Source organism: Variovorax paradoxus, from assembly GCF_029919115.1.
In the GTDB taxonomy this organism is placed as follows: domain Bacteria; phylum Pseudomonadota; class Gammaproteobacteria; order Burkholderiales; family Burkholderiaceae_C; genus Variovorax; species Variovorax paradoxus_O.
Genome location: NZ_CP123990.1, coordinates 1,770,273 through 1,783,046, shown reverse-complemented (window position 1 = coordinate 1,783,046; position 12,774 = coordinate 1,770,273). Strand labels below are relative to the sequence as shown.

The 12,774-nt window shown below is 65.5% G+C and carries 13 protein-coding genes and 1 tRNA gene; 6 read left to right on the top strand and 8 right to left on the bottom strand.

The features are described from left to right. Positions 1-163: 163 nt before the first annotated feature. From QHG62_RS08775 to QHG62_RS08755, 5 genes are all read left to right on the top strand, one after another. Positions 164-2,704, top strand: a complete 2,541-nt coding sequence (locus QHG62_RS08775) for a PAS domain-containing sensor histidine kinase (protein ID WP_258505829.1) — start codon at positions 164-166, stop codon at positions 2,702-2,704. After that, positions 2,701-3,333 (top strand): response regulator transcription factor, encoded by a 633-nt coding sequence (locus QHG62_RS08770; RefSeq protein WP_012747279.1) that lies wholly within the window; start codon positions 2,701-2,703, stop codon positions 3,331-3,333. Before QHG62_RS08775 ends, QHG62_RS08770 begins: the two co-directional genes overlap by 4 nt. Positions 3,334-3,413: 80 nt before the next feature. After that, a complete protein-coding gene (gene folD / locus QHG62_RS08765) occupies positions 3,414-4,265 on the top strand; it encodes a bifunctional methylenetetrahydrofolate dehydrogenase/methenyltetrahydrofolate cyclohydrolase FolD (RefSeq protein ID WP_281150507.1) in 852 nt (283 codons plus the stop codon). A 5-nt stretch (positions 4,266-4,270) separates the two neighbouring features. Then, a complete protein-coding gene (locus QHG62_RS08760; RefSeq protein ID WP_281150506.1) occupies positions 4,271-6,331 on the top strand; it encodes a M3 family metallopeptidase in 2,061 nt (686 codons plus the stop codon). A gap of 30 nt (positions 6,332-6,361) precedes the next feature. Continuing rightward, positions 6,362-7,006 (top strand): glutaredoxin family protein, encoded by a 645-nt coding sequence (locus QHG62_RS08755; RefSeq protein WP_281150505.1) that lies wholly within the window; start codon positions 6,362-6,364, stop codon positions 7,004-7,006. A gap of 48 nt (positions 7,007-7,054) precedes the next feature. Here the strand turns inward: QHG62_RS08755 and rpiA are convergent, their stop codons facing one another. Then, a complete protein-coding gene (gene rpiA, locus QHG62_RS08750; protein WP_281150504.1) occupies positions 7,055-7,774 on the bottom strand; it encodes a ribose-5-phosphate isomerase RpiA in 720 nt (239 codons plus the stop codon). A gap of 40 nt (positions 7,775-7,814) precedes the next feature. Here rpiA and QHG62_RS08745 point away from each other — a divergent pair, with 40 nt between their 5' ends. Further along, a complete protein-coding gene (locus tag QHG62_RS08745; protein ID WP_281150503.1) occupies positions 7,815-8,894 on the top strand; it encodes a quinone-dependent dihydroorotate dehydrogenase in 1,080 nt (359 codons plus the stop codon). A 40-nt stretch (positions 8,895-8,934) separates the two neighbouring features. On the opposite strand, the gene QHG62_RS08740 is transcribed toward QHG62_RS08745, so the two are convergent. From QHG62_RS08740 to fdx, 7 genes are all read right to left on the bottom strand, one after another. Continuing rightward, a complete protein-coding gene (locus tag QHG62_RS08740; RefSeq protein WP_281150502.1) occupies positions 8,935-9,654 on the bottom strand; it encodes a phage holin family protein in 720 nt (239 codons plus the stop codon). Positions 9,655-9,702: 48 nt separating this feature from the next. Further along, entirely contained in the window at positions 9,703-9,999 is a 297-nt protein-coding gene (locus QHG62_RS08735) for a glycine zipper domain-containing protein (RefSeq protein WP_126747251.1), read from the bottom strand. A gap of 145 nt (positions 10,000-10,144) precedes the next feature. Then, on the bottom strand, positions 10,145-11,248 hold the full coding sequence (locus QHG62_RS08730) for an NAD(P)/FAD-dependent oxidoreductase (RefSeq protein ID WP_281150501.1): 1,104 nt from the start codon (positions 11,246-11,248) through the stop codon (positions 10,145-10,147). Positions 11,249-11,280: 32 nt separating this feature from the next. After that, a complete protein-coding gene (locus QHG62_RS08725) occupies positions 11,281-11,391 on the bottom strand; it encodes a stereocilin (RefSeq protein ID WP_281150500.1) in 111 nt (36 codons plus the stop codon). 171 nt (positions 11,392-11,562) lie between these two features. Then, positions 11,563-11,637: transfer RNA gene (locus QHG62_RS08720), tRNA-Val, on the bottom strand. Positions 11,638-11,715: 78 nt separating this feature from the next. Continuing rightward, positions 11,716-12,423, bottom strand: a complete 708-nt coding sequence (gene dnaQ / locus QHG62_RS08715; RefSeq protein WP_281150499.1) for a DNA polymerase III subunit epsilon — start codon at positions 12,421-12,423, stop codon at positions 11,716-11,718. Positions 12,424-12,435: 12 nt separating this feature from the next. Next, positions 12,436-12,774 carry an ISC system 2Fe-2S type ferredoxin gene (gene fdx, locus QHG62_RS08710; protein ID WP_258505820.1) on the bottom strand — a complete coding sequence of 113 codons (339 nt, stop codon included), beginning with the start codon at positions 12,772-12,774 and terminating at the stop codon, positions 12,436-12,438.

The window sequence follows — 12,774 nt, the reverse complement described above, 5'->3', positions numbered from 1 at the left end:
ACGCGGGCGAGTTTCGCATAGAAATGCTTCTATTTCAAATGGCGCACATTGATTTCTTAATGTGATATTTATGATCAGGGTTGTCATGGCTGCAGCCGCACCGGAACCAATGCCCGCGCCTCTTTCCTGCGCTGCGCAAGGGTGCATCCCCTAAACTCGGAAGATGCCTCTTTCCTCTCCGCTGGCGGTGGCCCGCAGCGCCGTGAATGCGTCCCCTCTGTCCTGGTGGCGCCGCTGGTGGCGCCGGCAAACGCCGGTGCTGCAAGACGCAGTTGCCATGCTCGCGCCCATTGCGGCGGTGCTGCTGTTTCTTGCCGCCATCGTTTCGGCGTTCTGGTACCTGCGCACCGAGGAAGTCGAGCGAGAGCAGGAATCGGTTCGGCGCGACGTCGAATACGCGCAGCAACGCATGCGCCTGCGCCTCCTGGAACGACAGGAACAGCTGATGCGCATTGCGCGCGACGCGTCGAACCGCGAAATCGATCCGGTCGAGTTCGCAAGCCGCGCGGAATCGCTGGTGAGCCAGTTCCCCGAGCTTCAGACGGTCACCTGGATCGACGATCGCCGCCGCTTCAAGGCCGGCTATTCCGCGCCGAGCGTGCACCCGGCGCAGCAACACCTGATCGGCGACGTGCTGCGGCCAGGCGACATCGAGAGCAACTACGCATTGGCGCGCGAGCTGCGCCAGCCGGTGTTCTCCCAGCCCATGGCAGGCGGCGACCCGACGGCGATGCTGCAGCTGCACATTCCGCTTTTCGACCAGGGCCTGTTCGCGGGCGTGGTGCTGGGCGAGTTTTCGATCGACGGCCTGCTGCGCTACGGCATGCCATCGGAAGTGCAGGCGCGCTATGCGGTGTCGCTGCTCGATGCCAAGGGCAATCCGATTGCGGGCAACACCGTGAGCCCGAGGGAAGGCGGCACGCGCCTGCTGCCGTGGTCCGAAAGAACCAACGAATACGAAGTGCCGGTGTCGCCCGTCGGCAACGCGCTGGTGCTGCGCGCGCAGGCCTACCGCACCTCGCAGGGGGTGGTCGGCAATGGCTTGTTCTGGCTGGTCTGCGCACTCAGCGTGCTCACGAGCTGGATGCTGATCGGCACCTGGCGGCACACCCGCCGGCGCCAACAGGCGCAGCAACGGCTGGTTGCCGAGACCAATTTCCGCCGCGCCATGGAAAACTCCATGCTCACCGGCATGCGCGTGCTCGACCTGCAGGGGCGCATCACCTACGTGAACGCCGCCTTCTGCGCGATGACGGGCTGGAGCGAAGCCGAACTGGTAGGCCAGACGCCGCCCTTCCCCTACTGGCTGGAATCGGACCGCGAAGTCATGAACGAGCGGCTCGAGGAAGAACTGCACGGCCGCGCCCTGCCCGGCGGCTTCCAGGTGCGCGTGAAGCGCAAGAACGGCAGCGTGTTCAATGCACGGCTGTATGTGTCGCCGCTGATCGATGCGCGCGGCCACCAGACGGGCTGGATGACCTCGATGACCGACATCACCGAGCCCACGCGCATCCGCGAGCAGCTGTCTGCTTCTTACGAGCGCTTCACTACCGTGCTGGAGGCGCTCGACGCCGCGGTGTCGGTGGCGCCCATCGGCAGCGAAGAGCTGCTGTTCGCAAACAAGCTGTACCGGCTCTGGTTCGGTTCCGACACCGTGGGCCACCTGGGCATGGTGGCGCAGGCCGGCGTGCCGGCCTCCAATGCGCACGACGAGGGCCTGGACGACGTCGACCCCTACGCGGGCCTGCCGATTGATACGCTGACCGCCGCCCAGACCGCCAACAACGAGATCTTCGTGCCGCACCTGGGCAAGTGGCTCGAAGTGCGTTCGCGCTACCTCACCTGGGTCGACGGCCGGCTAGCCCAGCTCGTGATTGCCACGGACATCACACCGCGGCGCGACGCCGAGGAACAGGCGGCCGCGCAGGCCGACCGCGCCCAGGCCGCAAGCCGCCTGATCACGATGGGCGAAATGGCCTCCAGCGTGGCGCACGAGCTCAACCAGCCGCTGACGGCCATCACCAACTACTGCAACGGAATGATGTCCCGTATCAAGGGGCAATCGATCGACACCGAGGCGCTGCTCGCGGCGCTGGAAAAAACCTCCAAGCAGGCGCAGCGCGCGGGCCAGATCATCCAGCGCATCCGCTCCTTCGTGAAGCGCAGCGAGCCCAATCGCACGCCCGCCGACGTGGCCACCATGGTGAGCGAGGCAGTCGAACTGGCGGGCATCGAGCTGCGGCGGCGCAATGTGCGGCTCAACCACTATGTGGCGGCGCGGCTACCGGTGGTGCGCGTGGACCCCATCCTGATCGAGCAGGTGATGGTCAACCTGCTGAAGAATGCGGCCGAAGCCATCGACATTGCCGAGCGCCCGCTCGCGCGCCGTAGCGTGGAGCTGCGCGTGCTGCCCAAGGTGATCGAGGGCCACAACGCCATCGAGTTCTCGGTGCAGGACACCGGCAAGGGCCTGGCCCCTGAAGTGATGGACCGCCTCTACGAGGCCTTCTTCTCCACCAAGCCCGAAGGCATGGGCATCGGGCTGAATCTGTGCCGCACCATCGTCGAGTCGCACCGCGGACGGATGCAGGCGGAGAACATCTACAATGGCCCGGATGTGATCGGATGCCGTTTTTCCTTCTGGATTCCGGTGTTGGACGCTCCCAGTTCCGTAGCAAGCGACGAGGCAAAGGTACCTGCATGAGTTTGATTCCGAAGAAGGGCACTGTCTATGTCGTCGACGACGACGAGGCCGTACGAGATTCGCTGCAATGGCTGCTCGAGGGCAAGGACTACAGGGTTCGCTGCTTCGATTCCGCCGAGTCCTTTCTTTCCCGATACGACCCGCGCGAAGTCGCCTGTCTGATCGTCGACATCCGCATGGCCGGCATGACCGGCCTCGAGCTGCAAGACCGGCTGATCGAGCGGCGCTCCCCGCTGCCCATCGTGGTGATCACCGGCCACGGCGACGTGCCGATGGCAGTCGACAGCATGAAGAAGGGCGCCATGGATTTCATCCAGAAGCCCTTCAACGACGAAGAACTCGTCACGCTGGTCGAGCGCATGCTCGAGCACGCGCGCGGCGCCTTCACCCAGCACCAGCAGTCGGCAAGCCGCGACGCGCTCCTGTCCAAGCTCACCGGCCGCGAAGCCCAGGTGCTCGAGCGCATCGTCGCCGGCCGCCTGAACAAGCAGATTGCCGACGACCTGGGCATCAGCATCAAGACGGTCGAGGCGCACCGCGCCAACATCATGGAAAAGCTCAACGCCAACACCGTGGCCGATCTGCTCAAGATCGCGCTTGGGCAGGCGGCGCCCGCAGCCAAGGCCTGAAAACCAGCTATCTCCCCGATAGCAACGAATGTTCCCCACGCCTGCGCAAGCGGGCGTTTTTACTTGGAAAATCGAAACCGATGACCGCTCAATTGATCGATGGCAACGCGCTCGCCCAAAAGATCCGCGCCGATGTTGCAGGACGTATTGCCGCGCTGAAGGCGCGCGGCGTGGAACCCACGCTGACCATCATCCTGGTGGGTGAAGATCCGGCGAGCCAGGTCTACGTGAAGCACAAGGTCAACGACAGTAGCCAGACCGGGCTCACCGCGCATCTCGAGCGCCATTCCGCCAGCATGACCGAGCCAGAACTGCTGGCCCGCATCGAGGCACTCAACGACGACCCGCAGGTACACGGCATTCTTGTGCAGCTGCCGCTGCCCAAGCACATGGACAGTCACCGTGTCATCGAAGCCATCTCTCCGGCCAAGGACGTCGACGGCTTCCACGTGGCCAGCGCCGGCGCGCTGATGGTCGGCCAGCCGGGCTTCTGGCCCTGCACGCCGCACGGCTGCATGAAGATGCTCGAATCCATCGGCTACGACCTGCGCGGCAAGCACGCGGTGGTCATCGGCCGCAGCAACATCGTCGGCAAGCCGATGGCCATGATGCTGCTGGCCAAGAACGCCACCGTCACCATCTGCCACAGCGCCACGCAAGACCTGGCCGCCATCACCCGGCAAGCGGACGTGATCGTTGCCGCCGTGGGCAAGCGCAACCTGCTGACGGCCGACATGGTGAAGCCCGGCGCCGTGGTGATCGACGTGGGCATGAACCGCAAGGAAGACGGCAAGCTGGCGGGCGACGTGGACTTCGACGGCGTCAAGGAAGTGGCCAGCTGGATCACCCCCGTGCCCGGCGGCGTCGGCCCCATGACGCGCGCAATGCTGCTCGCCAACACCCTTGAAGCTGCGGAACGCGCCGCAAAGTGATTTCCATGACCAACCCCCTCCTCGACTTCGCCGATCTCCCGCTGTTCGACCGCATCAAGCCCGAGCACGTCGCGCCCGCGGTCGACATCTTGCTGGCCGATGCCGAGGCGGCGCTGCAAACCGTCACGGCGGCTGACTTTCCGGCCGACTGGAATGCGATTTCGAAGGTGCTCGACGTAGCGTCCGAACGCTTCAGCCGCGCCTGGGGCGCCGTGGGCCATCTCAACGCCGTGGCCGATACGCCGGAGCTGCGCGCCGCCTACAACGACGCCATGCCCCGCGTCACCGCGTTCTGGACCCGCCTGGGTTCCGATGAGCGCCTGTACGCAAAGTACAAGGCCATCGACGTGGCCACCCTCAACCCCGAGCAGCGGCAGGCGCATCGCAATGCCGTGCGCAACTTTGTGCTCGGCGGCGCAGAACTGCAGGGCGATGCGAAGAAGCGCTTTGCCGACATCCAGGAACGCCAGGCCGAGCTGAGCCAGAAATTCAGCGAGAACGCGCTCGATGCCACCGACGCTTTCTCGTACTACGCATCGCTCGGCGAGCTCGAGGGCGTGCCTGAAGACGTGATCGGCGCCGCCCGCGCGGCCGCCGAAGCCGAGGGCAAGCAAGGCTACAAGCTCACGCTCAAGATGCCCTGCTACCTGCCTGTGATGCAGTTTGCCAAGAGCAGCGCGCTGCGCGAAACGCTCTACCGCGCGTATGTCACGCGCGCCAGCGAGTTGGGCGACCCGGCCTTCGACAACACCGCGCTCATCAACGAGATCCTCGCGCTACGCGAAGAAGAAGCCAGGCTCCTCGGCTACAGGAATTTCGGCGAACTCTCGGTCGTGCCCAAGATGGCCGAATCGCCCGAGCAGGTGATCAAGTTCCTGCGCGACCTCGCGGCCAAGGCCAAGCCCTATGGCGAGCGCGACCTGGCCGACCTGCGCGTCTTCGCGTCGGAGCAGTTGGGCATTGCCGATCCGCAGGCCTGGGACTGGAGCTACATCGGCGAAAAGCTGAAGGAAGCGCGCTATGCCTTCAGCGAGCAGGAGGTGAAGCAGTACTTCCCGGCTCCCAAGGTGATGGCCGGCCTGTTCAAGATCGTCGAGACGCTGTTCGAGGTTTCCATTCGGCGCGACAGCGCCCCTACATGGCACCCGAGCGTGGAGTTCTATCGCATCGAGCGGCAGACGGCTGGCGGCGTGCAGAAGGTCGGCCAGTTCTATCTCGATCCTTCGGCCCGTGCCGCCAAGCGCGGCGGCGCCTGGATGGACGACGTGCGCGCACGCTGGCTGCGGCCCGACGACGGCACCCTGCAAACGCCGGTGGCGCAGCTGGTGTGCAACTTTGCGAGCGGTGTGGACGGCAAGCCGCCGCTGCTCACGCACGACGACGTGACCACCCTCTTCCACGAATTCGGCCACGGCTTGCACCACATGCTCACGCAGGTGAACGAACGCGACGTTTCGGGCATCAGCGGTGTCGAATGGGACGCCGTCGAACTGCCGAGCCAGTTCATGGAAAACTTCTGCTGGGAATGGGACGTGCTCAGGCACATGACCGCCCATGTCGATACGGGCGAGCCGCTGCCCCGCGCGCTGTTCGACAAGATGACGGCCGCCAAGAACTTCCAGAGCGGCCTGCAGACCTTGCGCCAGATCGAGTTCTCGCTGTTCGACATGCTGCTGCACACCGAATACCAGGCCGCCAACGCGCAGCCGGGCGGCGTGCTCGCGCTGCTGGGCAAGGTGCGCGCTGAAGTGGCCGTGATGCCTGCGCCACCTTTCAGCCGCACGCCGAACACCTTCAGCCACATCTTCTCGGGCGGCTACGCGGCCGGCTACTACAGCTACAAGTGGGCCGAAGTGCTGAGCGCCGACGCCTACGCCGCCTTCGAGGAGAGCGTGGGCGCCGACGGCCAGCCGAACATCGAGACCGGCCGCAGGTACCGCCAAGCCATCCTCGAAGCGGGCGGCAGCCGCAGCGCCATGGATTCATTCAAGGCTTTCCGCGGCCGCGAGCCGCAGCTTGATGCGCTGCTGCGACACCAGGGCATGGCGCAGGCCCAGCCCGTTTGAAGCGGGCCTGAAGCTTGCGATACTCAGGCAATGCATTCGATCCAAAAGAAAACCTCCTTGCATCGCCTGTCCGGCTTCGCCCTGCTGCTCGTCGCGGCGGGCGCCATGGCCCAGCCGATCTACCGCAACGTCGACAAGAACGGCAAGGTCACTTTCTCGGACCGGGCCCCCACCGCCAGCACCGAGCCCGCCGCAGGCCCGCAAGCCGGCATCACGCCGCCGGCCAATGCCGGCTTGCCGTATGAACTGCGCCAGGTGGCACAGCGCTACCCAGTCACGCTGTACACCGGTGAAGAATGCGCGCCGTGCGGCGCCGCCCGGTCGCTGCTCACCACGCGCGGCATTCCTTTTGAAGAACGCACCATCAAGAGCAACCAGGACGTCGAGGCACTGCAGCGGATGAGCAGCCAGGCCTCGCTGCCGTTGCTGACGATCGGTTCGCAGCAGCTGAAGGGCTTTTCCGACACCGAATGGTCGCAGTACCTCGATGCCGCGGGCTATCCGAAGAGCAACAGCCTGCCGGCGACTTACCGCAACCCGCCGGCCCGACCGCTGGTTGCCGTGCAGGCGGCACCCGTGGCGCGCGAACCCGCGCCGGCCGCGCCTGCTCCACAGCAGCCTGCGCCCGCGCCCAGCGGGCCGACTCCCAGCAACCCGGCGGGCATCAAGTTCTGAGCGGTTCCTGAGCGGGCCGCTGGTGGAAACCGGCAGCCGCTTTTCTCTTCACCCGAACGTCATCGTTTGCACGCCCGAAGGCGTGCCCAGCAGGCACACGTCGGCCTTCTGGTGAGCGAACACACCGACGGTGACCACGCCCGGCCATTGGCTCACCTGGGACTCGAAGGCAAGCGGATCGCTGATTCGCAGCCCGGTGACGTCGACGATGTGCTGGCCGTTGTCGGTCACCAGCGCGACGCCGTCTTTTTCGCGCACCTGCGCAATGCCGCCCATGGCTTCGAACTGCCGCATGACCCGGCGCGCCGCCATTGGAATCACTTCCACCGGCAGCGGAAAGGCGCCGAGCGTGTCGACCAGCTTGGATGCGTCGGCAATGCACACAAAGCGCCGCGACTGCGCCGCCACGATCTTTTCGCGCGTGAGCGCCGCGCCGCCGCCCTTCACCATGAAGCCGCGATGATCGATCTCGTCCGCGCCGTCGATATAAACGCTGAGCTCCTCGACCTCATTGCTGTCGAACACCGGAATGTCCAGGGCACGCAGGCGTTCCGTCGAGGCGACCGAGCTCGACACCGCGCCCTTGATCTGGTCCTTGATGGTGGCCAGGGCGTCGATGAACTTGTTCACGGTCGAACCGGTGCCCACGCCGACGATTTCGCCCTTCACCACGTAGGCCAGCGCAGCGCGGCCGACCTGTGCCTTGAGCTCGTCCTGGGAGATGGCGCCGGCGCCGGGAGCGGAAGAAGGAGAAACGGGTGCAGTCATCGCGGAGAATCCTTGGCTCATTGAAGTCGAGAATTATCCGATGCCCCTGCTCCCCTCTTCGCTCTACGGCCTGGCCCGGCCCTTTCTGTTCGGCTTCGACCCGGAACATGCCCACGAACTCACCCTCGACGGCCTGGCCCGCACCCAGAACACGCCGCTGGCCTGCGCGTACGCCGCTTCACGCGTCGAAGACCCAGTCACCCTCGCGGGGCTGCAATTCCCGAATCGCGTCGGCCTGGCGGCCGGACTCGACAAGAACGCTCGCTGCATCGACGCTTTTGCCGCCATGGGTTTCGGATTTGTCGAGGTCGGCACCGTCACGCCGAAAGCACAGCCGGGCAACCCCAAGCCGCGCATGTTCCGCCTGCCGCAGCGCGATGCGCTGATCAACCGGCTCGGGTTCAACAACGAGGGACTCGATGCCTTTCTGGCCAACGTGCAGAAGGCGCGCTTTCGCAAGAACGGCAGCAGCGCGGGCAAGAAGCCGATGCTGCTCGGCCTCAACATCGGCAAGAACGCCAGCACCCCCATCGAGCGGGCGGTGGACGACTATGTGGCCTGCCTGGACGGCGTGTATGCGCATGCCGACTATGTGACCATCAATATCTCGAGCCCCAACACGGCCAACTTGCGTACGCTGCAGAGCGACGAAGCGCTCGACGCGTTGCTGGGTGCCATTGCCGAGCGGCGCCAGGTGCTTGCCGACCGCGGCGGCAAGCGCGTTCCACTGTTCGTGAAGATCGCGCCCGATCTCGACGAAAGCCAAGTCGCGGTCATCGCCGCCACGCTGCAGCGCCACGGCATGGATGGCGTGATTGCCACCAACACCACCCTGGCGCGCGACGCCGTTGCGGGCCTGCCGCATGCCGATGAAGCCGGCGGGCTTTCCGGTGCTCCCGTGCGCGAGGCGAGCAACCGCGTGATCGCCCAGTTGCGCGCGGCGCTGGGAGCAGGCTTTCCGATCGTCGGGGTGGGCGGCATCCTGAGTGGGGCCGATGCCAAGGCCAAGATAGCCGCGGGTGCCGACGTGGTGCAGATCTACACCGGGCTCATCTATCGCGGCCCGGCCCTCGTGCGCGAAGCGGCTCAGGCGTTGCTGCAAGCTCGCAGCGCTGCCTGAGCGTTCGCGCGTTTTCAGCGCTGGTTTTCAGCGCCGGTTTTCAACGCATGCGCCAGAGCACCGGCGCAACGACCGCTGCCCAGCGCAACAGCCGCTTGGGACGAATCACCACCAGCGCCACCGCAGCGACGACGCCCGTGGCCACCGGATGCTCCCGCGCAATGCGCAGCGCAGCGGCAGAGGCCGTTTCGTCCGCGGGCGGTGCTTCCGGAGCCGCCGCACCGGCGGGCTGCGGCTTGCGCGGATCGCCCTGCATGGTGGCAATGCGTTCGCGCTGGCGGTCCATGCGGGCCAGCAGTTCTTCGCGCGTGGCGGGCCGCCGTGGACGCGGCGCCTCTTCATCTTGGTCAGGGTCCATGCCAAGCCCGAAGCGGTCCTGAACCCAGGTCCAGTCCCGTTCGAATTCATGGCGCGCAGGAGCAAAGCTGTTCGACGCGTTGCGAACCGTCAGAAACAATCCCACTGCGGCGCCAAGCCAGAGCACGATCCACACACCAGCCACCGACCACGCTGCAGCGACGCGATGCGGCGTGTCCCAGAAGTGCACCACCACCGCCATCGACAGCAACGCAACCGCCACCGTGGTCAGCCCGAGCACGGCCACCACGAGCACGAGCATCAGCTTGAGGCGCTGCTTTTCGTCCTCCCACGCCATGCGCAGGAGTTGCACGCGGTCTTCGGCGGCCAGCGCACCTTCGGCCGCAGCAATGCGAAGCCGCCGCAAACGGGCATTGAGCCCGAACAGGGACAGCAACCTCATGCGCCGGCTCCTGCTCGGCGACGGACCACGCGGCGGTGTGCGCTCAGGTCAGCGGCGGCCAAGCAGCAAGCCCACCAGCACACCGACGGCCAGCGCTGCGCCGGCAATCTGCCATGGTTCGTCGTGGGCATAGGCGTTGGCGGTGTTGGCCGCCTCGCGAGCCTTTTGGGCTGCGATCTTGCTCTTCTCCGCCGCAAGCTCGCGTGCAATGGCAAGCTTGGTGTCGATGCGCTGGCGCAGCGCCTTGATGTGGGGAACCGAATCCAGGTCCTTGCTGGCCAGCACGCCGCGCACGTCGCTCGCGATGTCTTCGGCTGCTGCCTCGATGTTGTTGGATGCACTCATTGGAATCTTTCCTCCGTGATGACACCGGCACCGCGCCGGCGGCTTCACGCCAGCAAATGGCGTGGTGTCATGTTACAGGCACAAAAGCCCCTCATGCGCGGCAGTTCTTCAGACTTCTGCACACAAAGGGGCTGCGCGGCCTCCGTCAGGCGCTTTCAAGCAAGCGAGCCACATAGCCTCCGATGGCAAGGCTGCTCGTGAGCCCCGGCGATTCGATGCCGAAGAGATTGACGAGCCCCCTCACTCCGTGCGACTCGGGTCCTTCGATCATGAAGTCGCGGGCGGGCTCGTTCGGTCCGGAAATCTTCGGGCGCATGCCGGCGTAACCCGGTATCAATCCCCCTTCAGGCAGCGCGGGCCAATACTTGCGCACCTCGGCGTAGAAGCCGTCGCCGCGCGCCGGGTCCACCACCAGGTCGTCGGCCGACTCCACCCATTGCACATCGGGGCCGAACTTGGCTTGGCCGCCCAGATCGAGCGTCAGGTGCACCCCCAGGCCGCCGGCCTCGGGCACCGGGTAGATCAACCGGGTGAAAGGCGCACGTCCAGACAGGGTGAAGTAGTTGCCCTTTGCAAAGTACGCCGTCGGTACGGCTGCCGCAGGCAGGCCTTCGAATCGCCTGGCCAGCTCAGGCGCGTTGAGCCCCGCCGCATTGATGACGGTATTGCAGCGCAGCGCCGTGCCGTCTTCCGCTACCAGCACAATAGCGTCCGCGCCACATTCCGCGCGTGCAATGGGCGATTTCAGCGCCAGCATTCCGCCTGCGTTCTCCAGGTCGCCCAGCAGGCTCAGCATCAGCGCATGGCTGTCGACGATGCCGGTACTCGGCGAGTGCAATGCGGCCACGCAATGCAACTGCGGCTCCATCGCGACGGCCTCGTCCGCGGTCAGCAGCACTAGGTCATGGACGCCGTTGGCCGCAGCCTTGGCGCGAATGACTTCGAGCTGCGCCATCTGCTCGGGCGAGGTCGCCACGATCAGCTTGCCGCAGCGCTTGTGCGGCAAGCTGCGCTCCGCGGCATATTCATAAAGCGCCTGCTTGCCCTCCACGCACAGCCGGGCCTTGAGCGAGCCCTGCGGATAGTAGATGCCCGCGTGAATTACCTCGCTGTTGCGGGAACTGGTTCCGGTGCCAATGGCACCTTCCGCCTCGAGCACCACCACTTCCCGGCCCGCGAGCGCCAACGCGCGCGCCACTGCCAGGCCCACCACACCCCCGCCGATGACGGCGCAATCAAGTTCATCCATGGCGCGAGCTTATCGCGGCCCGCGCGCCGGATTCACGAGATGGTGGGCGGAGGCTCGGGATCGGTCGGATCGTCGGGCGGCGTGCTCGGCCCTTCGTCGGGCTCCACGGGCAGGTCTGGCGGAATGTCGGGGTGAGTGGCCATGGTCGGTCTCCTTCCCGGTGGGTGTACGCGTTCGGCCAGCAAACTGGGCCGGTGCGAAGCGGGAACTGGCGTCAGCACGAGTCGACAGTTGCGTGCGGCGGGCCCAAAAGCGGCGCGCAAAACAAAAAGCGACTTGGACAATCCAAGTCGCTGATTTCGTTTGGGGGAATTTGGTGGGCGGTGGAGGCTTCGAACCTCCGACCCCAGCAGTGTGAATGCTGTGCTCTACCCCTGAGCTAACCGCCCTGTCAATTCTCTGGCGCCGTGTTTCGGTGCCGTTGAATTAATCGCGTTGCGCGAAGCCTTCGATTATGCCACAGCATTTCAGCCGTTTTGCCGAAACAGCGTGCGCCCGCCGCTCGATTTGTCGAGCTGCGACAACACCGCCTCATGCGCCGCAAGCTCCTGCTCGCCCGCAATGATCACCGGCAGGTCGAACTGGCTCAGGTCGATGGCAACCACCGTGGTGCCCTGCGCCGGCTCGTTCGACGACACATCGATCAAGAGCGCGTCCTGGCCGCGCGTGAGATTGATGTACACGTCGGCCAGCAGCTGCGCGTCGAGCTTGGCGCCGTGAAAGGTGCGGTTCGAGCGGTCGACGCCAAAGCGGTCGCAAAGCGCATCGAGCGAATTGCGCTTGCCCGGATACACCTGCTTGGCCATGGCCAGCGTGTCGGTCACTTCGCCGACGAAGGTGCGCAGCGGCGGCAGGCCGGCCAGCTCGAGTTCCTTGTTGAGAAAGCCGACGTCGAAGGCCGCGTTGTGAATGATCAGCTCGGCGCCGCGCAGGTACTCGACGATGTCGTTGGCCAGCGTGGCGAACTTTGGCTTGTCGCGCAAGAAGTCGGTCGTGAGGCCGTGCACCTTGAGCGCGTCTTCATGGCTCTCGCGCTCGGGGTTGAAGTAGATGTGCAGGTCGTTGCCCGTAAGCTTGCGCGCAAACAGCTCCACGCAGCCGAGCTCGATGATGCGGTCGCCGTTCTCGGCGGAAAGGCCGGTGGTTTCAGTGTCGAGGACGATCTGGCGCGACATTCGGGGGCTCTCTCAATGGTTCTCTTTGGCGTGGTTGATCGAGTATTTCGGAATCTCGACCGTCACGTCTTCCTGCGCCAGGATGGCCTGGCAGCTGAGGCGCGATTGTGGCTCCAGGCCCCAGGCGCGGTCGAGCAGGTCTTCCTCGCCCTCTTCGGCTTCGTTCAGCGAACTGAACCCCTGGCGCACGATGACGTGGCAGGTGGTGCAGGCGCAGCTCATCTCGCACGCGTGCTCGATATTGATGTGATTGTCGAGCAGCGCCTCGCATATGGAGGTGCCGGCCGGCGCCGTGATTTCTGCACCCTGCGGGCAGTATTCGGGATGCGGAAAAATCTTGATGGTGGGCAT

Bases quoted from the DNA above. Each gene is read 5' to 3' on its own strand.
- QHG62_RS08775 (WP_258505829.1), top strand. From the start codon at position 164: ATGCCTCTTTCCTCTCCGCTGGCGGTGGCCCGCAGCGCCGTGAATGCG.
- QHG62_RS08770 (WP_012747279.1), top strand. From the start codon at position 2,701: ATGAGTTTGATTCCGAAGAAGGGCACTGTCTATGTCGTCGACGACGAC.
- folD (WP_281150507.1), top strand. From the start codon at position 3,414: ATGACCGCTCAATTGATCGATGGCAACGCGCTCGCCCAAAAGATCCGC.
- QHG62_RS08760 (WP_281150506.1), top strand. From the start codon at position 4,271: ATGACCAACCCCCTCCTCGACTTCGCCGATCTCCCGCTGTTCGACCGC.
- QHG62_RS08755 (WP_281150505.1), top strand. From the start codon at position 6,362: ATGCATTCGATCCAAAAGAAAACCTCCTTGCATCGCCTGTCCGGCTTC.
- rpiA (WP_281150504.1), bottom strand. From the start codon at position 7,774: ATGACTGCACCCGTTTCTCCTTCTTCCGCTCCCGGCGCCGGCGCCATC.
- QHG62_RS08745 (WP_281150503.1), top strand. From the start codon at position 7,815: ATGCCCCTGCTCCCCTCTTCGCTCTACGGCCTGGCCCGGCCCTTTCTG.
- QHG62_RS08740 (WP_281150502.1), bottom strand. From the start codon at position 9,654: ATGAGGTTGCTGTCCCTGTTCGGGCTCAATGCCCGTTTGCGGCGGCTT.
- QHG62_RS08735 (WP_126747251.1), bottom strand. From the start codon at position 9,999: ATGAGTGCATCCAACAACATCGAGGCAGCAGCCGAAGACATCGCGAGC.
- QHG62_RS08730 (WP_281150501.1), bottom strand. From the start codon at position 11,248: ATGGATGAACTTGATTGCGCCGTCATCGGCGGGGGTGTGGTGGGCCTG.
- QHG62_RS08725 (WP_281150500.1), bottom strand. From the start codon at position 11,391: ATGGCCACTCACCCCGACATTCCGCCAGACCTGCCCGTGGAGCCCGAC.
- dnaQ (WP_281150499.1), bottom strand. From the start codon at position 12,423: ATGTCGCGCCAGATCGTCCTCGACACTGAAACCACCGGCCTTTCCGCC.
- fdx (WP_258505820.1), bottom strand. From the start codon at position 12,774: ATGCCCACCATCAAGATTTTTCCGCATCCCGAATACTGCCCGCAGGGT.